This window comes from Pseudoalteromonas sp. '520P1 No. 423' (assembly GCF_001269985.1).
Taxonomy (GTDB): domain Bacteria; phylum Pseudomonadota; class Gammaproteobacteria; order Enterobacterales; family Alteromonadaceae; genus Pseudoalteromonas.
Map to the genome: position 1 here is coordinate 1,099,087 of NZ_BBZB01000002.1, position 22,633 is coordinate 1,121,719.

Annotated in this window: 17 protein-coding genes; 6 read left to right on the plus strand and 11 right to left on the minus strand. The window is 33.7% G+C overall.

Annotated elements, in window-relative coordinates; genetic code table 11:
- Positions 1 to 74: 74 nt before the first annotated feature.
- Together PSA_RS23240 and PSA_RS23245 are read left to right on the plus strand one after the other, a co-directional pair.
- Positions 75 to 980: a glycerophosphodiester phosphodiesterase family protein gene (locus PSA_RS23240; RefSeq protein ID WP_042149164.1), complete on the plus strand. Its 906-nt coding sequence runs from the start codon at positions 75 to 77 to the stop codon at positions 978 to 980.
- A complete protein-coding gene (locus tag PSA_RS23245; RefSeq protein WP_042149167.1) occupies positions 964 to 1,308 on the plus strand; it encodes a VOC family protein in 345 nt (114 codons plus the stop codon). The genes PSA_RS23240 and PSA_RS23245 overlap by 17 nt, the downstream gene beginning before the upstream one ends.
- 84 nt (positions 1,309 to 1,392) lie before the next feature.
- On the opposite strand, the gene PSA_RS23250 is transcribed toward PSA_RS23245, so the two are convergent.
- The 3 genes from PSA_RS23250 to PSA_RS23260 all read right to left on the minus strand — a co-directional run bounded on the left by PSA_RS23250 (position 1,393) and on the right by PSA_RS23260 (position 5,476).
- The gene (locus PSA_RS23250; RefSeq protein WP_231665498.1) at positions 1,393 to 3,657 is read right to left on the minus strand and encodes a TonB-dependent receptor; all 2,265 of its coding nucleotides are present in this window, start codon (positions 3,655 to 3,657) and stop codon (positions 1,393 to 1,395) included.
- 584 nt (positions 3,658 to 4,241) lie between these two features.
- Positions 4,242 to 4,991, minus strand: a complete 750-nt coding sequence (locus PSA_RS23255) for a metallophosphoesterase (protein WP_042149171.1) — start codon at positions 4,989 to 4,991, stop codon at positions 4,242 to 4,244.
- 14 nt (positions 4,992 to 5,005) lie between these two features.
- Positions 5,006 to 5,476 carry an Lrp/AsnC family transcriptional regulator gene (locus tag PSA_RS23260; protein WP_042149173.1) on the minus strand — a complete coding sequence of 157 codons (471 nt, stop codon included), beginning with the start codon at positions 5,474 to 5,476 and terminating at the stop codon, positions 5,006 to 5,008.
- A gap of 310 nt (positions 5,477 to 5,786) precedes the next feature.
- On the opposite strand from PSA_RS23260, the gene PSA_RS23265 reads away from it, so the two are divergent.
- Both PSA_RS23265 and PSA_RS26075 read left to right on the plus strand, forming a co-directional pair.
- Positions 5,787 to 6,671 carry a hypothetical protein gene (locus PSA_RS23265; RefSeq protein ID WP_042149175.1) on the plus strand — a complete coding sequence of 295 codons (885 nt, stop codon included), beginning with the start codon at positions 5,787 to 5,789 and terminating at the stop codon, positions 6,669 to 6,671.
- A 61-nt stretch (positions 6,672 to 6,732) separates the two neighbouring features.
- Positions 6,733 to 7,623, plus strand: coding sequence for a hypothetical protein (locus PSA_RS26075; RefSeq protein WP_193216547.1), 891 nt, complete (start codon positions 6,733 to 6,735; stop codon positions 7,621 to 7,623).
- Between the two features lie 57 nt (positions 7,624 to 7,680).
- Here PSA_RS26075 and PSA_RS23275 read toward each other — a convergent pair whose 3' ends face one another.
- The 7 genes from PSA_RS23275 to PSA_RS23305 form a co-directional block, all read right to left on the minus strand.
- Positions 7,681 to 8,121 carry a hypothetical protein gene (locus PSA_RS23275; protein WP_042149179.1) on the minus strand — a complete coding sequence of 147 codons (441 nt, stop codon included), beginning with the start codon at positions 8,119 to 8,121 and terminating at the stop codon, positions 7,681 to 7,683.
- 172 nt (positions 8,122 to 8,293) lie between these two features.
- Entirely contained in the window at positions 8,294 to 8,800 is a 507-nt protein-coding gene (locus tag PSA_RS23280; protein ID WP_052380133.1) for a GGDEF domain-containing protein, read from the minus strand.
- Complete coding sequence (locus tag PSA_RS23285) at positions 8,797 to 9,162, minus strand: hypothetical protein (protein WP_042149183.1); 366 nt, start codon at positions 9,160 to 9,162, stop codon at positions 8,797 to 8,799. Before PSA_RS23285 ends, PSA_RS23280 begins: the two co-directional genes overlap by 4 nt.
- A gap of 106 nt (positions 9,163 to 9,268) precedes the next feature.
- Positions 9,269 to 9,586 (minus strand): isochorismate lyase, encoded by a 318-nt coding sequence (locus PSA_RS23290; RefSeq protein ID WP_042149186.1) that lies wholly within the window; start codon positions 9,584 to 9,586, stop codon positions 9,269 to 9,271.
- Positions 9,587 to 9,655: 69 nt separating this feature from the next.
- Positions 9,656 to 11,662 carry a methyl-accepting chemotaxis protein gene (locus tag PSA_RS23295; RefSeq protein ID WP_042149188.1) on the minus strand — a complete coding sequence of 669 codons (2,007 nt, stop codon included), beginning with the start codon at positions 11,660 to 11,662 and terminating at the stop codon, positions 9,656 to 9,658.
- Between the two features lie 211 nt (positions 11,663 to 11,873).
- The gene (locus PSA_RS23300; protein WP_059365063.1) at positions 11,874 to 14,477 is read right to left on the minus strand and encodes a S8 family peptidase; all 2,604 of its coding nucleotides are present in this window, start codon (positions 14,475 to 14,477) and stop codon (positions 11,874 to 11,876) included.
- Between the two features lie 169 nt (positions 14,478 to 14,646).
- A complete protein-coding gene (locus PSA_RS23305; RefSeq protein ID WP_082305886.1) occupies positions 14,647 to 16,656 on the minus strand; it encodes a S8 family peptidase in 2,010 nt (669 codons plus the stop codon).
- Between the two features lie 523 nt (positions 16,657 to 17,179).
- Here PSA_RS23305 and PSA_RS23310 point away from each other — a divergent pair.
- Together PSA_RS23310 and PSA_RS23315 are read left to right on the plus strand one after the other, a co-directional pair.
- Positions 17,180 to 20,029 carry a S8 family serine peptidase gene (locus PSA_RS23310; RefSeq protein WP_052380135.1) on the plus strand — a complete coding sequence of 950 codons (2,850 nt, stop codon included), beginning with the start codon at positions 17,180 to 17,182 and terminating at the stop codon, positions 20,027 to 20,029.
- 142 nt (positions 20,030 to 20,171) lie between these two features.
- A complete protein-coding gene (locus PSA_RS23315) occupies positions 20,172 to 22,142 on the plus strand; it encodes a S8 family peptidase (RefSeq protein WP_052380136.1) in 1,971 nt (656 codons plus the stop codon).
- A gap of 91 nt (positions 22,143 to 22,233) precedes the next feature.
- Here PSA_RS23315 and PSA_RS23320 read toward each other — a convergent pair whose 3' ends face one another.
- Positions 22,234 to 22,593, minus strand: a complete 360-nt coding sequence (locus PSA_RS23320) for a hypothetical protein (protein WP_042149193.1) — start codon at positions 22,591 to 22,593, stop codon at positions 22,234 to 22,236.
- Positions 22,594 to 22,633 lie beyond the last annotated feature (40 nt).

Consider the following 22,633-nt stretch of genomic DNA (forward strand, 5'->3'; position numbering starts at 1 on the left):
ATAATCATAAAACATTAATTTTGATAAAAATTTATTTCTTATTCTTCATTTGTATCGCTTTTATTGGCATTTATATGGTGCAATCCCCTACTCTGCCTTTATTGTTTAAAGGGGAATTAGTTGCTTATCGAGGCGGTGGTCAAAACATTGATTACGATAATATGGATAAATCATCTTGTGGCGCAAATAATCAATTAACATCTGAAAATCCATATATAGAAAATACGCTGCAAAGTATTAAACATGCTGTAGACAGTGGATTTAAAATCATACATTTAAATGTGCATTATACACGTGATAATAAGTTTGCCGTTTTTCATGATTGGAAGGTCGACTGTGCGACAGATGGCAAAGGTAAAGTGGCTAAAATGACATTAGAGGAGCTGATAAAACTTGATGTTGGTTATAATGCGACTTCAGATCAAGGCAGTTCATTTAAGTTCAGAGATAAAGGGGTCAAAATGCCATCTTTATCGCAAGTTTTTGCAGAGTTTCCGGATAAAAGATACTGGATTAACTTAAAAAATCCAAATCAATATTCTATACCTGCATTAAACGAGTTTATTCAAGCTTCTAATATTAAATATAAAAATGAAATTTTATATATTGGTAGTAGTCTTATGATAGAGACATTCGACAAAATAAGTCCTAAAGCACAAGTCATTAGCTTCAACTCAAACAAACAATGCTTTATTGATTATACTTTATATGGATGGAGTGAAAAATTCCCCGATACTTGTAAAAATACTACAATCATAGTGCCACCTGATTTAGGAAAATACATATGGGGTTGGCCAAATAAATTTGCTGCATTAGCACAGTATAATGGCAGTAAAGTGTATGCTTGGGTGAAACACAATCCATATCTAAAACAGTATGACAATACTCATAATGGTATCGGGTTAGTATTAGGCGATATTGCAGGTTTTACAGATACTAAATACAAGAATAAGGATATGTCAGATGCATCACAAAATTAATTATATTGAGATCCCTGTTAAAGATATTAATGAAAGTAAATCATTCTTTACTAAAGTTTTTTCTTGGTCGTTTATTGATTATGGCGAAGAGTATTGCAGTATAAGCAATAGCGGTATTGATGCCGGTTTTTACAAAGCAGATTTAACTATGTCACAAAATACAGGCAGTGCTTTGGTGGTACTTTACAGTAATGATTTAGAAGATACGCAAGCTAAAATACAACAACATGGTGGCGAGATCACCAAAGCTATTTTTAGTTTTCCTGGTGGTAGACGTTTTCACTTTACAGATGTTAATAATAATGAATATGCAGTGTGGTCAAAATAATTAGACTATTAATTAAAAAAGGTGTTTCGTATTACTAGGGATAGAAACACCTTTGGTAATTGCTTAACAATGTTTAAACTGAATTTAGAAGAAAGTGTAATCTAAACGAATGGCAATACTCCTACCTTGTAAATACTCTATATAGTTTTGAGCGGTAGTATTGGTTTCTGAGCGTTTACGGGCACGTTTGTACTTTATCGCATCATCGTCTAATAAGTTATTAATATGCAGGCTTAATGTCACATCATCAGATATTTCAAAACGACTTGAAAGATTTACAACTCCATAAGAAGGCACTTTATCTTCATCTCTTACATCAAAATGCGTTTTGTAATCACCATAGTATGAATAATCAGCACGTAAATAAGCTTGTTTACCCATCAATGAAAAACCTTGATCTAATGCTAAATAACCATTCCATTTTGGCACCATAGTCATGTCATCCCCTTTTAGTGCGCTGATCGCATCATTATCTTCAAGGATGGAAGAGTTAGTATATGACGTATTAAATGACATTTTTAAATCATCAGCCACTTGTAATGTAGATTCAAATTCAAAACCCCTTGATCTTGCTTTACCGCCATTTGCTGTATAACTAAAGCCACATGTGTCCATGTAAACATCAGTTAACATACCACTCCAATTGATTTGGTAAATTGCTAAAGCATAATTAAAACTATGATCAAAGGCTGAGCCTTTTAATCCTAATTCATAATTTTCAATTTGATCTGATTCATAACGCTTTTTGAAATCTTTTGCTTTTGGATCGCTAGCACAAGATTGTGATAAAGGACTGTTATTGCCACCAGGCCTATAACCTTCGGTATATAAACCATATATAGACATATCGTTAGTTGGGCGATAAGAAGCACTCAGCTTATAGCGTTCACCACTTTCTTCACCACTTTCTTCACTTTCACCATCCCACCACATACCAACACCGGTATCTTTAAGGCCATCTTTAATATTGTAATGACGCACGCCACCATTTAATTCCAGCTCTCCTGCTTCGCCTAAATCAAATGCATATGACACATCAGTAAAAAATGATAATTCTTCTGCATAGCTTTCAACTATATTCCATTGCCAATGTTGCTGACGATTATTAAAGTTAGTTTCACCCACTTCAAACGGGTCTTCCCAAGACCACCAAGCAGCGATAACAGCTGTCGCGATTTCTCCACCTTCATGATATTGTGCTTGATAATCATCTACATTATTTCTTTCGGATTTATCGTAAAAACTGCCTATTGTCCAAGACAATGGACTTTTTACATCTAAATTCTGAATTCTAAGTTCATGTGTTGTTCTTTCTACTGGCCAGTCATTGATTATCCATGTTTTAAACATGTCTAACCCATCTAAGCGACTCCAATTATGTAAAGAGTTTTCTTCTATTTCACGATATGAACCTGCATAAGACAGATTTGCAACATCAAATATATTTTCAACATTAACATTCAAAGTAAATAAATCAGTTTTAGATTTAGACCAAGGATCTATGGCATCAAAGAGTTGATATTTACTTGGCACATCCGAATTTGTAATTGGCGCTGAACCACTTAAACACTCAGGTCGACTATATTGTTGACCACATGAATCATCTTTATAAAAATCTACATCATAGCCATATTTAGCTTCAGGGTTTTCGGTTAAATTATATTTCCAAACATAATCAGGTTTGGAAGTATCGCCTTGATTATAACCACGTGTACGATCTTCCATTAATGAATAACCTAATGTGATATCTACTTCATCGTTCACTTGCCATAATAGCTGACTACGAATAAAGTTACTTTGTGCATCAGATTGTAAACCTGTATTTATGTTCGTATATTGGCGATGATCTTGTTGTAAATTACCGTTAACACGTAAAGCAACTGCTCCATCTACCAGTGGAATGTTTATGCCCAAAGACATATTTGTATCATAGCCCTCTACGTCTTTCTCACTGCTAGTGAGCATAGAGCCAAATAATTCAAACTCATCTAAAGCGGGTTTTTTAGTAATGATCCTGACAGTTCCACCAATCGCATTTGATCCATAAAGCGTACCTTGGGGACCACGTAATACTTCTACGCGTTCAACATCTGATAAATTAGTAAACTCAATTGGAATATCATCAACAAAAGTACTTGTAGTATCAGGAGCTGCGCTATTTCCCCCACTTAACCCCCTTAAAATTAATTGACCTCTAGGCATAGCAGCACCAGCTAAACTTCGGTATATGTCTTCTGCATTTTGATAATTTCTATCAGCAATTTCCATTGCAGAAATACTTGAAATTGCCATAGGTACTTCAATGATAGTTTCATCTTTACGACGAGCTGAAACTGTTGTTTCAATCACCTCTATGGCATCTTGATCTGTGACTTCTTCGGCGAAAACTGAAGTACTAGTTAAAATAGATACAATCGTTGTTGATAACAGACTTTTTTTGCGTGAGTTAAAGTGAACATAATTTCCCTTTAATTAATTTTTATTATATGCGCCAGAGGAATAACTTATGACGAAATACCTGATGACTTGTTATATATTCGTATTTTATGAATTAATATTCAATGAGTGCAAAATACATACAGTTTGATTTGAGATCAAATAAACGGCCAATTTGCATAAATAATTTAATAAAAATCAGTAAGGGTTAGTTTACGATCAATATAGTTGATTTTAATTTGTGTTTTGTGAAATAGATACCAGTAAATGGCGTTGTTAATAGAATTTCATATTCATTTTCATGAATGATGGGGTTAATGCTTTTTGCATTTATTTATGCTTTTATTATTTTTAATTGTATATTTTAATGATTTATTAGATTTATATCTTCTAAGGATATATTTAGGTGGAATAAATTGGAGGTGTGAAAAACTAAAGTTAGACTTAGATAAAATGAAGGCTTTACAAGAATTAAGCAAAGCCTCTATGGATGTTTGTTACATACATCTTCCTGTAGATAGAAAGTGCACCCAATCATGCCTATTTTGCTTTTGGGCTGAGTTAATAGCACTATTTACATCATAATTTACTTTTAAGAAAGTAATAACCCATTGTGTACTTTTATCTTGTTCTAAAATTGCATAGCTGGCTTGTGGACTAAAATTTTCCATTGAATGTTTATATGGTTCATCATCAGAATATGCTTGTAAACCTACACTACCTGGATTAATGATAATTTGACCTGTAGATAACTGCACGCATCTTGGTGTATGAGTATGACCGCATAATATAATCTTAGACTTTTGGCCACTTAATAAAGTTATAATAGCTTGATCTGAACGTACTTTAGCAGCACCAGAACTCACATCTTCTAACAAATATACTAAGTCATCTTTTGGCGTTCCATGACATAAATATATATCTTTATTAAGTTGTAGGTCAAAAGGCAGTGACTTCATCCATTTTAGTGCCGCTTCACCTAAATCGTTTAAGATATACTCCATAGTAGGGTTTGATGTTATTTCTTCATCAGTTGCTTCATATATTTGCCTATCTTGATTACCTGAAATCGTAATGAAATTCTGTTGAATTAAAAAGTCATATGTTTCTTTGGGTGCAATAGGGCCATATAAAATATCTCCTAAATTAATAAATTTAGTGACGCCCCTTGACTTTGCATCAGCTACAACAGCTTTTAACGCAAAAATATTACTATGAATATCTGATAAAACTGCATATTTGTCCATAAATTGTGATTCTTTTACTCTAGTGGTAAATCTGTTTTATTTATTATTTTTCTTAAAATAAAACTTGAATGAATACTGCTGATCCCTGCAAATGGCATAAGCTGATTCAATAAAAATTGTTCATAATGTTCCATGTCTCTTACGATAACTTTCATAATAATATCAGAAGTTTGACCTGTCACTATGCTACATTCCATGATCTCAGGTAAAATTGATATTGCTTGTTCAAATTGGTCAAATTTTTCAGGTGTATGTTCATTTAATTCAATACCAATTAAAGCCGTTAAATTTAGGTTGAGTGCTTTTTGATCCAATAAAGTAACATGGTTGCTGATGATCCCTGACTCTTCTAGTCGTTTTACTCTCCTTGAACAAGGAGTGGGAGAAAGACCAACTTGATCTGCCAATTCTAAATTACTTATTCTGCCGTTTTGCTGCATTAATTGTAAGATTCGTTTATCCATTCTATCAAGAGATATTTGCATTATTATTCACCGGTTTAGGTTTTTGTTATAGGTAAAATAAACACCTTTAAATATTATATGTTGAAAATTACGCTTTAAATCACTAGTTTTTTGTTGATTTTTAGAGAAAAATGCCAATTTACCGGCTCAAATTTAATTATTTGCAATAATTCACTATGACCATTAATGTATATTTAATGAATTGTTATTTAGTTGACCATATCGATATTGAATTTAAAATGCAAAATAAAAACGCAATCTATTAACAATTAACTAGAAAATAAAAAGTTTAATAACTCATTATAAAAACAGGATGTTAAGGGGGTACTATATGAATAAACTTTATTTAGTTATATCTTTTTTACTTTTATTTACATTTCCAGCATTATCTAAACAAGATTTAAAGATCACTTGGGCGCTTTCTGACTCACCACCTACATATATTTCTAATCATTCAAATATGAGTAATAGAGGAACATGTGATGCTTTAATGAATCATCTAATTGATGCAATGCCTGATGTCAGACATGAAGTGACTATTTTACCTCAAAGTCGAATCGGTAAAATGATGGATGAAGGCAATAAAATATGTTACCCCTGTATGATACACAGGATACAAAATACATCTCGTGCAACTTATTCGTTACCAGCATATTTATATCCTGCAATTTCTGTTATTACTTCAAAAAAATTAGCGCCACATCTGACTAAACTTTATGGCAATCCGATCGATATTGAAAAATTAATGAGTAATAAAAAAATTCAATATGGTAGGCAAAACGCAAGAAAATATACTAAAGAACTGCAACCTATCGTCGAAAATAGTCTAGCTTATAAAAGAAGTATCGTAAATTTTAATTTTAAAGATTCAGCAACAGTGTTATTTGATTTACTCAAATTAAAAAGAATAGATTATTTTACTGATTATCCCGTCACTGCCACTTATCATAAAAAAATTGGTTATAAAAATATTGAAGTTATACCTATTAAACAGCTTGAAAGTGCTTTTACTTTAGGTGCCGTGGGGTGTGCTACAAGTGCTGCAGATTCATTTGCAATAAACGCGATAAGCAAAATTGATAAAGCATTACAGAAAACAGTATTAAAAGCACCAAATTATACTACAACCCTTAACTACTGGTTATCAGAGTCTATGCCTAATTATTTAGATCAATATAACCAGAATATATTAAAGTCTGCGTCCTATAGTAATTAAATTTAAAATCGGTAAAATTATTGCTCTGAATTAAAAAAGTCAGATTAATAAGGAAGTTAAGATGAAAAATAAAGTTGGTATTATTAAAAACCCATTATCTGTTATTGCGATTTTTGCAGGTATAGCTGAAATTAGTGGCACTATGGTATTGCCCCATATTAACCCGGCTAATCAAGCGCTTTTTATATGGTTTTTAATGCTATTTCCTTTTACTTTAGTTATCTTATTTTTTATAACGCTCAATTGGAACTATAAAGTATTATATGCACCTTCGGATTTCAAAGATGAAAATAACTTTGTGAATTTGCAACAAGCATCTACCTCAGAAGTATTACTAAAAATAGAAGACGAACTTATTCATTTAGCGAATGAATCAGTTTCAATTGATATAGAACGGACGCAAGAAGACAATCGGGTTCAAGACCATTTTACTGACACGATTCACTCTTTAGATAATCAACTAACCTATAATACCATTAGTTCCAAAGCAGACAGAGCTTTACAGAGTGACATTCTTAAACGTATTAATAATCAAAGAATGAAAGAAGCAAGATTACTCGAAAAACAGTTGATAACTAAAGTACAAAATGATTTCAATAGTATAATTCAGCGAGACATAAAAATTGAATCACAAAATTCAAAATTTATTTTTGATGGCGTGATTCAAAATGGACAGATGTTGACGGTATTTGAAGTGAAAAGAATTAATTTAAATACTTTTAATGGTTCTTATTTAAATCGTTTAATGGATAATTATAAAACATTTTATGCGGGCTTAACTGAAAATCAACAAAGCACATTTTCAATGATTTTTATTGTGGCGACTGATGATGACATGATTGAAGTAAATGAACGAATAGATAAACTTTTCTCAATTATTGATTTTAAACTCGAAGTTAAGACCTATTCAATTGATAGCTTGATTAATACTAATTTGAAAAAAGCATCTTAATGTTAAGCATTCTGTATATTGTTACAGGGTTAAAATAACCCTGTTTGCTATTTCACTTTATCCTTTTAATTGAGCTGTGATCCAAGTTTTAATAGCTGGTTTATAATTTCCTACCAAATCTAGGCAAACATCGGTTGTGCAATATGATACAAATTTAAACACTTTTCCTTGGTCATTTGCTGTGATTTCATAAAGTGTATAAGATTTAAATTTTGATTCCTTTACATCAACTTTAGCTTTACCGTCTTTGAAATCAGCCACTATATCAATATCATTTAATCTAAAATCCATGTAGTACTTGCCAATTTTGTCGCCTTTACATGCGTAACCTACAGAAAACTTTTTAGGGTTAGATTTCAACCTTTGCAATTTAATATCAGCAACACACCCTAACGGCAAAGTTAATGTATCTGGCAATATTTTAACGTCAAATCCTTTTTCTTCAATTGCAAAAGAGTGGAACGAAATAAATAATAGTAAAACTGCAACAATTTTCATTAAACTTTCCTTATATTATTGTTTTATTTAATGTTATTTTTTATAAAGTGATTTTAACACCGCTATTAGAGTACTGGATTTATTTTAGAAAAAAAAGTTGAATTTTAACTAGGTATATTGTAAGAAATAAAGATAAAGTTTAAGAGAGTTTATTCATAGTCAATTTTAGAGCTTATTCATTATATACAACAACACAGTTTCTTCCATTTGCTTTAGCTTTATATAAGGCTTCGTCAGCATGGTTGATACCTTCATCTAATAATTGAATATTATTAGAATGGTATACACCTATGCTTACTGTGGCATTGATAGCTTCATCAGTTAAAATAAACTCATATTGTGCGATGTGTTGTTGCATAGTGTTGGCAATTATTTTAGCTTCTTGCTCATCATAACCTCTAAGGAAAATTAAAAACTCTTCCCCACCCCAACGTGCCAGTAGATCTTGTTTACTAATTTGTTTTTTTAATTGCTCAGCGGTTTCTTTTATTACGATATCACCAAAACTGTGAGCATAAGTATCATTGATTTGTTTAAAATGATCTAAGTCGAGAATGATCAAGGTTCCTTTTTGTTTTTTATGATATTTAGTTATTCTTGCTAATTTTTGATAAAAAGCGCGACGGTTTAAAGCGCCTGTTAAGTGATCAGACTCAGAAATAAGTTTCAATTTTTTCATGATTCGAATATGTAAAGCCAGCCAGCATTGAATACCAAAAATAGCGTAATAAAGCCAAGTGTTTGAATAAAATCTTCAAAATCACTGAAATCCAGCGCGTGTTCATCAAAAAACTCTTCGGCAAAATCAATAAAAACACCTAAGTAGGTCATAGAAGCACCCCCTAGTAAGATCCAATAAACTTTGGGGGTACTTCTAAGATGTTCGATTTTAATAATGACAGCAATACATGCAATTACCATAAGTAGTTCAGAAAAGTTCTCAACGGTGGGATCGGGTAATTTCGCTGGGGAAAACAATAAAGCACCAATGAATGCAATAAATGTAAATAAAAAAATGAAGATTTTAAAATTGGTTTTCATAACTCCTCCGCATAGAAAAGTATAGAAACACTTAATTTATTTGCTATTTAAATTATTAACTTATTGCATCACACTTAGATTTTGAATAAATGTCATCTGGCTCAAATTATTCTTGTTTTAGAGATTGCCATTTATTCATTTCTTGTTGAATGAAATGATTCACCAGATCAGTGTACATTTTTTCAATTGCGTCAGGGCTTAATCCTGCTTTTATTGCCCAATCACGACGTGATTGTAACATGAGTTTAAACCGTTCGGGGGCGCGTACTGACGTTTTAGATGTTTTAAACTTAGCTGCTGCTTCTACATATTTAAATCGTTTACCTAAAATTGCGATAATATCTTTATCCATTTGGTCTATTTCACCTCTAATTTCGTCCATACCAGTACAGTCTTCAGGTTCAATTTGATTATTATATTTCATGTTTTATCCTTAAATATGTTTTTACAATTGTATTGAAAATGCCGAAAAGGCGTAATATCGAGCCAATTATTATACTTTAAAACGATTTAAGCTATTCGATAGCTCATCAGAACCGGACGACATAATATCTAAGCTCTGCTCTAGCTCATTACCACACTGTACAGCTTCATCTGATAAATCTCTTACTTTCGTGACAGTAGAAGCTATTTCTTCTGCTGCAATTGCTTGTTGGCTAACAGCTTCACTGATTTCTACAACTTGTTGCTGGATTAAACTCACCGAATCTGTTGCATGAGTTAAGGTGTCAACTAACACATCACTTGATTGTTTATTTTCTTCAACTCTTTGTACGCTAGTTGTCATCGCCTGCTCGGCTGCAACCGAGGATGATTGCAGTTTTTCAATTATCTGTTGAATATTTGCTGTTGAATCTTGGGTTTTAGATGCTAGATTTCTCACTTCATCAGCGACTACTGCAAAGCCTCGACCTTGCTCTCCTGCCCTTGCAGCTTCAATCGCTGCGTTTAGTGCTAATAGATTAGTTTGCTCGGCGATTGTTCTAATAACTTCAAGCACGCCCCCAATTTGATCTGTATTTTGTTTAAGCTCTGCAACAACACAACTGGTATCATTTATTTGAGTACCTAATTCAGTCATATTTTGTTTTGCTTGCTGTACCCCTGTTCGTGCTTGGATCATTTGATCATTGGCTTTATCTGCATGAGCAGCAACTTGTTCAGACGAGCTGGCCATTTCGCTACTGGTTTGCGCCATTTCAGTGGTTGCAGCAGATGCTGTTTCAATCTCACTTTTTTGCTGTGACATAAAGTTTCGGGTTGTATGGCAAACTTCTACAGCCTGATTACTTTTTAATGATACCGATTCAGTTAAATTAGTACTCTCTAAAACGAGTTTGTGTACTTTATCTGCAAATCTATTAAAAGACAGCCCTAAATCACCTAGTTCATCTGTCCTTGTGACTGCAATTCTTGCACGTAAGTCGCCTTCACCTTCGGCGATATCTTCCATCGCTGTGACTAATGTATTTATTTGTTTTGTAAATTGTGAAGCAATTAAGGTGACTACAATACAAATTATAAATATAAGTAGGAGTGATGTGATCAAGGTATTAAAAACGGCATCTTGTACAATCCCACCTTGTATATTAGTCGGTAACATAAAAGCGATTTTCCAGTTTATATATGGGCTTTCATTAATCACTTGTTGCCAATAAACTTGATGCTCTACCCCGTCATATTTTACTAATGACTGACCATAGTTGTGTTTATTAAATTTAACCGTTAATTCAGTAAAACCTTTAGAGTCAGTAAAGTAACTATCAATTTGTGATATGTTAGAACCAGCTGGAAAGTCTTTAGTAAATTTAGGGTAATACACTAAACTGCCATTATCGGATACTAAAAAAGCTTGGCCTACACCTTTAAATTTAACGTTTGATAATAAATCTTGACCTATCGTATCAACTAAAATATCAACACCCGCCCCACCTAAAAACTGGTTATTGTCATCATAAACTGTTTTCATTACAGTTGAGACCATGGTTGGATCTGTATCAGCAATATTAAGCTTTATTGGACTATTAACAAATAACCTGTCTTGTTCATTTACTGCTTTCCACCATTTTTTACCTATCACTGTATAAGATGGTGGCATCACGCCCTCTTCATCCATATATTCTTTTGATTTTGCGGTCCCTAAAAACACACTTTTGATCGTGCTATCATTATTTTTGATGTTATTAAAATATTTATTAAGGTCTTGGTAATCTTGATTATTAGATAAATCTGCACCTCTTATTTCATGTTCAGACATAAAGCGTTTTACAAAAGGGGAATTGGTAAAAGTTTCAACTATTTCTCCCTTTGCTTTAAAAAAGCCCACTACCTTTTGGTTATTCACAGTTATGAGTTGATTTACTTGTTCATTAATACTTTCAATCGCAGCATTTTTTGTATTGATGACATTAAATGCAGATATAAGCGCCATCACAATAATTAAAGTGCCGCCTATCATTACAACAAGCTGTCTTGTGATACATGCTTTAATCCAGTTCATACATCTCCTATAGTGAATTTATATTCACATATTATTTTTATTATTTTTATGGAATTGAACATTATGAGCATAACTATATAAAAAATAATGTAAAAGACATTGATGTTAATTTACATATGGCTGTTTAAGTTACGGGTATAACCAATATTTTAAAATAACTATTCAACTTTTTAGTAAGCAAGTAAACACGGTTCACTTGCTTTTACTCATATTAAAAAGAAGCTGTTAAACTCACATTCGAGAATGCTGTATATGCATCTAGCATGATGTGATAAACACCATTTTGTGTATTATGAATTGTGCAACTTTCATCGTTGCTCGCACCGCGAGATGCACAATCATTGTCCCAACTACTTGGTTGCTGATTAAATTTAATATATAAATCTAAATCACCACTGCCTCCTTGAGTTGATATATTGAGTGTTTTACCTGCGGGAACATTAATTGTGTATATCAGATGGGTATTACTCGTTAAGTTTGAAATGACATCTCCATTTATCAATTCATTATTGTTTACAGGTGGCTCTACTATGACACCATCATTTTTATAAATTGCAGTGAGAGATAGATCCCTAAAGCTTTTATACGCTTTAATCATCACATAATATGTACCAGATTTTGGATTAGCGACATCACATATCTCATTTGATGTAGACGTATAACCTTTACAATCAAAACTATTGCTAGTAGGTCTAGCACCATATTTAATATAAAGATCAGCATCTCCATTATCACCTAAAGTGGTAAAGTTCAGATGTGTTTGATTTTCTGGTACTTCTATTTTAAAAAATAGAGATTGCTTATTATCTGCATTAACAACTATAGTTTGTAGGTTTATGAGCATTACATCTTGATCACACCCATCTAAGTTAGGATCACTAATACAAGGATCTGGGTTCACAGGAACAACACTTGCTGTGATGACAGCATCATTTATATCTACTGAATTAGCAAAAATACTCGCATACACTTTTTGCCCAGGTAATACATTTATTTCACATAATTCAGCTTGATTAATATGCTCTGAAATACAATCTGCGTTATCTTTTGTTGCAATTTCACCCACCTTTACAAATAAATCGCTGTTTTGGGTGCTTTGGAGTACAAATTTTATTTTTTGAGTATCTGTAGGCACTTCAATATAAACAGATTTAGTTTCATTTGCTTTTATCGTATTTATTGCTGTATCACTATTTAAATCTATAAACTGTGGCGGTTGAGTATTTGGGATACAATCTTCAGTACAGGTTTGTTCATATACTGATAATTGGGTTTGTGCACTTTCGCTGGTGCGAGTTAATAAAATATACCAATCTCCAGCGGATGGATTATTAATAGTGCATAAAGCGTTGCCCCCTAAACCCATATCCGCACAATCATTTTGATGCGTTACTGGTGTTACAGCTGCAATATCGTTATGTTTAACAAAAAGTTCTACTTCAGCAAAACTATCAGATGACATTTCAAAATTGAGTTGGGATACATTGTCCCCAACAGTTGTTTTGTAATATGCATAACCGTTTTGTAAATATCTCACATCCAGGCTTTCTCCCACAGAAATTTGAGTATGTTCAATTGATATCCCTGTAGATTCTCCAATATACAAAAGGTGATTTGGCGCACCTTGTGTTCTTGAAATCATGCCTTTAGACGATCTTTGTTTTAATAAAGATTTAACTTCATAATGATTTAAACTAGGATCTTGCTCAAGTAACAATACTGCAGCACCTGCTACATGTGGTGCAGCCATAGATGTCCCACTTAAACTTGTCACAACACCATCATTCCAAACAGATTCTATACTTGAACCTGGTGCAAAAATATCTACACATGAACCAAAATTAGAGACACTTGTTAATCCATCATCGGTGCCAGTTGCCGCTACTGTAATAACAGACTCTAATCTTGCTGGAGAATTTAAACATGCTTCTCTGCTATTATTTCCAGCAGCAACAACCACTGTCATGCCAGCATCAATTGCCCTTTGAGTTGCCTGGTCCCACGCTACAGAACCATCAGGATCAGATAAGCTCATATTGATAACAGCTGGGCCATTATTTTTTTTATAGTCAGCGATTGCCCAGTCTATTCCTTCAATAACGGCTTCTGTGGTGCTATTCATACCACAATCCATTACTCTTACAGCAACGATATCTGCGTTATTTGCTACACCATAATTTTTACCTGCAATAGTGCCAGCAACATGAGAACCATGTCCCCAGCAATCATTACTGTCAAAATTACCCTCATGGGAATTAATACCCATACGTACACGACTAATACCCTGCGCATTATTATATTCTGTTAAATTTCCTGTTACGCCAGTATCTAATACATATACTGTGACACCTGTGCCATCATAAGGACTTGTATATTTACCATCTAAAGGCATCACTCTTTGATCTATGCGATCTAAACCCCAAGTGGCGTTATTTTCAGTTCTGCTTAATGCTAAATTCGTACTTTGATGTTTGACTGGTTTGAAACTTAAGGTTTTGTTTTCTTCTATCGCTAATATGTTTGCATCAAATTTTAGGTTCTCAATTGTTTGTGGTGAAGCTTCAACCACCAAAGATCTACCATTTGATAATACATTGGTAATGTCCAAAGCTGAATATTGTGCCAATGTATCAGCATTCAATTTATCTTTGGATTGATCATTAAACGCTAAAGTTGATTGTTGCTTAAAAGTTATAATGTACTTTTTTAAATTTATATTTTCATGCTCAATACTTAAACTTGATGGGGAAAATACCGATGCTAAACCGGTTACTCCCATTAACATGAAATTCTTCATTCGCTTGATGTTTTTCATTGTTTTACCTTAGTTGGATTTAGTTAAAGGCACATAAAATGCACCCAAGTGTCTTTCATTTATCCCTAATTTCAGACAAAACAAACCGCCATTAAAATTATCAATGTTGTTATGAATTTAAAATTATGAGAATGGCGTCGTAATATACACGACGCCACAAAGGGGATTTTTAGTAGCTTGCTGTTAGGGTAACACCCGAATATGCTTTATAAGGATTAAGCATAATATGGTATGTTATATCTGTAGTTGATGAATTAGTGAGTGAGCAAGATTCATTGTTGCCAATATTAAATGGTCGACAGTCGTAGTCATTTTTAGTAGCTTGAGATCCCGCTTTTACATATAAATCCACATCTCCTGTTCCATTTGCAATATCAACATTTAATGTTTGAGAAGCAGGTACTGTGATTGAATAATGCTGCATTTGCGATGTTGCGGCCAAATTATTTAAGCTTTCACCATTTTGTAAAGTGTCATCACCCACTGGCGGTGTAATCACATGGTTACTTAAACTTGCCATAATTTGACTACCATTATAGGTACTGTAACCATACATATTAATATAGTAAGTGCCTATTTTAGGTTCGTTAATGACACATGTTTCCGAAGTACCTGATTTTTGAGAGCGGCAATCATAATCATTAAGCCCTGCTTGTGAGCTAAACTTAACCATAATATCTAAATCACCAGAGCCACCTTGCGTTTCGATTTTGAGCTCATCAAACTTATTTGTTACCTCTATCGCGTACATAGTTTCAGATTGTGCTTCACCATTAGCAGCCACGGCTTGATTATTTATTAAAACAATGGTTTCACCAGGTTGTGGACATAAACTTGGATCAGTGTCACAACTAGGTGGTATTGAACCTCCACCGCTCGCTTCTGAACCTACATATAACAGCCTATTGTGGGTTGGAAGTGGTAAATTATCTAAACCAACAATCACATCCTTAGTTGAATCATTTATTAATTTTTGTTTAACTTGTGCTGGTGTAAGATATGGGTCATCACTTAATGCAAGTGCTGCAGCACCTGTTACAAAGGGACTTGCAGCTGATGTTCCTGTAAAGCTGGTAGAATTAAAACGAACGCTTGCAGCGCTGACACCTGTTCCGGGGGCAAAAATATCAACACATTGTCCATAATTTGAATAACTTGTCATTGTTGGCGCATTATTCATTTGCTCTTCATATAAGGCGACATGATCTTCTTTTCCTATGGCACCTACAGTAATGACATCTGTCATTCTAGCTGGGGAATTCCAACATGCGTCATGCTGATCGTTACCCGCACCGGCAATTACTGTCACGCCAGAATCAATTACAGACTGTAATGCTTGTTCCATCAATTCAATATCAGCCAGATCATAATAACTTGCTCTTGGGCCTTCAACCCACCAAGTAAAACTAATATTTACAACAGAAGGCAATTCATGAGATTGAGCATCCTGTTTAATAAAGTCGATTGCATCTAATACTTTACTTAAATGTACTTCCTCTAATGCACTTAAATCTGCGTTGTCTCTATCTGTTTCACACTCAGGCACATTTTTATAAATACTAACAGGTACGAGTTGTGTTTGTTTTGCTACACCAAATTTTTCACTTGAGACAAGACTGGCTACTGACGTGCCATGTCCATCACAGTCATTTCCGTTAAGTGTGCCATCATTTGCACTAAATCCATTACTTCGAAATAAGCCATCAAAATGACTGTTATATAAATCAACACCTGTATCTAAAATATATGCTACTACCCCTTGACCGTTATTATAAGGTTGATATGTTGTATCAAATCCAGGTTCTCTTTGATCTATACGACTTATACCCCAATCATTAAAAAATGCTTTTTGTGGTGTAAAGTCGGTATCTTTAATAAGTTTATCTATGTGTTTATTTGTTCTCAGTTGTTTTACTTGCTTGTCTGTTGCATCAATAACAAAACCTTGAACTGCATCATAAAAAACATTTACAACCGATACGCCAATTTGTTTACTCACTTCACTTGCCATGAACTTATGATATGCCGCTCTCGCTTGTGATTCATCTGCTAAAACATTTGGCATATCAAGTGTTACTATATATCTGTGTTTAGTTTCATCAATATTAAGTGCATTTGTATTAGATGCCATTAATACAAGAGCCGCTGATATCATATTATTGGAGAATTTGTTCTTCATTTCTGACCTCGTTTTCTTATTTTTCTAATCATCAAAGTAATTAAATAACTCAATAATCCATATCGAATCATTAACAATAATTTCACAATGCCGAGTGTTTAACAATGTTTTTTTGAATTTTTATTCATTACATGGTGTTTGTTTGTAATTTACCGCTTATTCTAAAAACGCATATATTTAAAATAAAAAAGAATAATAAATTTACTTTAAATGTATTTATATGCATTGATTTGTTGTTTTTTACGTAGTTGTTAGATTTGACTTGCGTTTAAAGTTCTCTATTCGGTATTTGTATATTTTATTTGATTAATGAGATGGTTAAAAGTAAAGAATATATTACGGTTTCACTCTATTTTAGAAACAATTGACTTGCATTTTAATTCATGTAAATTGAATAAAGTTAATTTTTAGTTAACACTTCTCGGGCTTTTGGTGTTGGGTTGTTTAATAACCACTTTGACAAAAAAGTAATAAATCACAAACAAGCGAAAATAATTTAAAGCACATAACCAAGGAGTCGTTTATGAATAATAAAAATTCAATTTTGACTAACTGTATTGCTAGTCTGTTGACGTTTACCAGCTTTATACCATCTGTATTAGCACAATCAGATGATAAAAATAATCACTACAACTTAAGTAAAATTGAAGAAGAAAAATCACTTATTGTTGTATTTAAAGCCAATACCTCATTTGAACAAAGAGCCCAATTATTTGCTCAGTCAGCTTCTTCCTTCGCAGTTAGTCCAATGCGGTTGACAAATAAGTATATGAATTCTCAAGGACAAGACCGTAGGTTTAAACATATATTAAATGGTCGTATGGCTAAAATAACCAAACCAAAAGGTTTAACACTAACTGAATATCAAACACAGTTGGAACAAAATTCAAATATTGAATATGCGTTTGTTGATCAAGTTGTACATGTCGCTAAAACACCCAATGATCCAAGATTTGTGGAACAATTAAATTTTAATCATCCAGATGATTATGATATCGACGCACCGGAAGCCTGGGATATTTCAACAGGCTCAAAAGATGTTGTTGTTGGCATCATAGATACAGGTTTTGATTATAATCACCCTGATTTAAAACAAAATATATGGGCTAATCCAAATGAGATCCCAGCTAATGGAATTGATGATGATAATAATGGTTACATTGATGATATACATGGTATTAACCCAAAATTAAAAAACTCTGATCCGATAGATTTAGATGATCATGGTAGTCATATTGCTGGCACTATTGGTGCAAGTTCAAATGATGGTATTGGTGTTGCGGGTATTAATTGGAATGTCACTATGATTTCTTGTGCTGCTTTTGGTAAAGGTGGTGCTGGTAGCATGTCTACGATTTTAGAATGTATTAACTATATGTTAGACCTAAAGAGAAATCATGGTGTAAATATACGTGTTTTAAACAACTCATATGCAATACAAACTGACGATACCTCAGCTTTTCAAAGTGCTGTTCAAGAAATCGCTGCTGAAGATATTTTATTTGTAGCGGCTGCGAGTAATGATCGTACAGACAATGATTTATTGCCGCAAATGCCTGCAAGTTTAGAAATAGAAAATGTGATTTCTGTTGCAAGTGTCAATCAACAAGATAACTTTAGTTACGATCACAGTTGTTATGGTCAAAACTCTGTCGATATTGCAGCTCCAGGTAACCGCGTTCGTTCAACTGCTGCACATGGTGGTTATGCAAGGATCAATGGTACTTCTCATGCAACACCTCATGTAGTAGGCGCAGCCGCATTAGCTTTATCAATTAATCCAAATTTATCAGCTATCGCACTTAAAAAAATGCTAATGGATTCAGGTGACAAATTATCAGACTTACATACTAAAACTGTCAGTGGCAAACGTGTCAATTTACATAATATGTTAAAAATGGCAGATCCAACGCCTAGACTTGGTTTTGATAGTCAAGTTGGTCAGGTTTATATTTCAAAATCACAGCAAACTATCATCCCATTAATGCTGACAAATAAAAATGGCTGGGCTAGTTCATCTGAAGTAAGTGTTCTTGCACCTGACGGTATAACGGCAAGTTTAAGTAAAGATTTTGGTATTGATGGCGAGTCGGTTGATTTAATTATAAATGTAGATGAATTTGTCGCATTGGGAGACCAAACAATTACCTTAGTATCAAATAACGCGGGTGAAGTAGTCGAACAAGCTCTGAACGTTGAAGTGATCCCTGGTGAATTGATTGCAGTAAATTTAGACAATAATACGCCTATGCCTTTACCTGAAACTTTTCCTGAAGGTATGACGACTTCATTATTAGTGCAAGGTGAATTAGATGATAATGGTGTTGAGACTAACTTAACGGCTTATAACGTGAAAGTCGCTTTTGATATTTCTCATGAGTGGGTCGGAGATCTGCAAATTTCACTTGTTTCACCAAGTGGCACTGAAGCTTTAATCGTACCTGCTAATAGTAGTATGCATTATGAAACACTTGCTATAAATGAAATGATTTACGATTTTAGAGGTGAGTCAGCGAACGGCGAATGGCAGCTAAAACTGATTGATAATTCACTTAGTTCTTCTGGTACTTTAAATAATTGGTCTTTAACAGTACAAGCGGCCGGAGGGAGTGAACAACAATGTAGTGTTGATCTTGACCCAAGTCAACCTGGGTGCCAAACATGTGAAACTTATCCTGAACTATGCCCAATCCCACCTACCGACAATGTTTTGCAATCTGGTATGCCCATTAATGTATCAGGATCAGAAAGCAGTGAAAAACATTTCACAATTGAAGTACCGCGAAATAAAACTCAGTTATTGCTGACAACTCAAGCTAATAATGGTGATGCAGATCTTTATGTAATGTATGAGGGCCAAGCATCTACTTCAGATTATTTATGTCGTGGTTATACATCAAATTCAAATGAAACTTGTACCATAGATAATCCTTTACCGGGTATTTATCATTTAATGGTAAAAGCATTTAAATCTTATGACGCTCTGACTTTAACTGCGACTTATTCAGCTGAAATATGCGATGGCGTTTCATGCTGTGTGCCAGGTGAATGCTGTGAAGAAGATTGTAATACATCAAATCTACTTGAAAACGGTGTAACAAAATCTGGATTATCTCATTCTGAAAAGTTGATATTTTTGATTGATGTACCTGCAGGTAAAACTTTAAAAGTTACATCACAAGGTGGAACGGGAGACGCAGACCTATCAGTTAAATGCGCTTCTGAGCCCGTTATGTGGGACAACGACTGTGCATCACGTAATTCTAATAATAATGAATCTTGTGAAGTGCTAAATACCCAAGCTGGAACCTATTACATCTTACTAGATGCATATGAAGCATTCTCTGGTATCTCACTTACAGCGAGTTATTAGTAGATAATCAATCGTTTGGGGATCTTCATTTTCAAACGATTACGCTATGTGAGTGGGTCCACCACTCCATTTCCATAACAATAATAAGTAATTAAAACAAAGGAATGACTATTGTTTGTTATTAATTTTAAAGGTCATATTTATGAATAAGAATTTAACAGCATTATTACTAACAAGTGCATTTACATTTAATGTATCTGCACAATTAAATCAATCGAGTACACTTGATACATCAAAGCGAATCAATCAACAAGAAATAAAAAGCTATGTTGTAAAGTTTAAATCTCCAAGCGTATTGTCTTTTAATGAGCAAGCTAAAAGACACTATAATCAAAGCACTGCAGATCAAATTACAAATCATTTTGGTATCGAATTTGACCGTATATATCATTCCGCTTTTTTTGGTGGAACAATTAAAGCGACAGCACAAGACGTAGTTAGAATACAAATCCACCCATTAATAGATGCTGTAATCGAAAATTCATTTAAGAAAATAGCGCTTCCACCCGCTCAAGACATTGTTTTTCCAAATATGAGTGAACAGAACAATACACAATCAACTAATTCAGTATTGAGCTGGGGATTAGATAGAATAGATCAGTTACATATGCCATTAGATGATAGTTATCAGCCTCAATTTACAGGTGAAGGTGTTACTGTATATATTATGGATTCAGGTGTACAAGTAGATCATCCTGATTTAGTTGGACGTGTTGCATATACAAAAGACACTTATAACAATACAAATGATGCGTTCGACTGTCATGGTCACGGTACCCATGTTTTAGGCACAGTGGGCAGTGAAAAATACGGTGTCGCAAAAGACGCAACTTTAGTGATGATAAGACCTTTTAAAAATAACTGTGGTGCGGGTTCTGTTGAGTCATTTTTAGCTGCTATCGATTTTATAAAACAAGACGCGATTCAAAAAGGCCAACCGGCTGTAGTCAATATGAGTTTAGGTTATACCGCTTCTGGTCCAGAATTAGACTGGTTTGAGATCGCAATTCAGGACTTAATAGACTCAGGTGTTTCTGTAATCACTTCGGCTGGTAATGATATGACAGATACGTGTAACCAATCCCCTGCGAGAATGGATTCTGTTATCACAGTTGGCGCAACAAATGATATGGATGATCAATGGATATTCACCAATAATGGTAGCTGTGTAGATATTTTGGCACCTGGTGATCAAATTATGTCTACGCATTGGAAAAGTTGGACAACAAAAATGAGTGGAACGTCTATGGCATCTCCTCACGTTGCAGGTGCCGCAGCTTTATTGTTACAAGAAAATCCAACATTGACTCCGAGTCAAATTAAGTCTGAATTAATAAACCGCGCTGTTAAAGATATAATTAAAACCACGAATGGCTCTCCTAACCGACTACTTTATGTTGGTAATGAATATACAAGTTGTGAAGATACAGGTAATTGTCCACCAGCAACATGTGATACAGATCCGCAAATGTGTCCTGTGAATAATGTTTTACAAAACAACATTAGCCAAATCATTTCAGCAGATAAAGGTACTGAATTAAAATTTACAATTGAAGTGCCAGCAAATCACGCTAGCCTTGAAGTCATAATGGAACAAGGCACAGGTGATGCCGATCTTTATATAAAATTTTCATCTGAGGCGAGTAACTTTGATTATGACTGCCGTTCCGCTGGTTTTGGCAATGAAGAAATGTGTACTATAGATAATCCACAACCAGGCATTTATCATGTCACTGTAATTGCCTATAGTTCTTTTGAAAATACCGAATTAACAGCAAGTTATATTAAGGGGGATATAGTAAACCCGCCTAGTGAAGGACAACTAAACAATGGTGATGTTATATCTGGCTTAAGCTCAAATACAAGCCTTGCCTATTTTATAGATGTACCTGCAAATACACCTGTTAGCTTTATTATGTCTGGTGGTACTGGAGATGCAGATTTATATGTAAAGTTTAATAGTGAAGCATCAAAATCTAATTATGATTGTCGCCCTTTTAAAAATGGTAATGAAGAGATATGTGAACTAACAAACGTATCTGCAGGACAGTACTCTATTTTACTAAATAGCTATAAAGCTTTTTCTGATGTCAGCTTGAGTGTGAAATATTAATATAACAGCTTTTACCGTATCCTGAAAAACAATTTCCTTTGAGATTGTTGTCTAAGCAAAGGCTCTTTTAGAGCCTTTTTTCAGTATCTAGTTATACTAATCCCGCAGTAAAAAAGCCAGCACCAAATGACAACAAACCTAATGCGCAAAACCGCATCACTTTAATTGACTTAGAAATACAATAAATAGTCTCACCTTTTGATAGAGAATCAACTATTTTATCTTGTGATATGATACTGATAAAAATTGATATCGCTAATGAGGGTATTGAAACATAAACATATCTATCTATTTCAACAACTTTTAACTGTATTAGAATAACAATTACACCAATAATAGAAGACGCTAACCATGCATATTGTTTTAATAATTCAAAATGTAATTCAGTCGCTAATGCTTCATTTCTATTTTTATTTTCTTCTATTAAATTAGCTTGTTTTTCTACTATCATAGTGTCCTCAAGTTGTATTTTGGTTTTTGTATGTGACTAG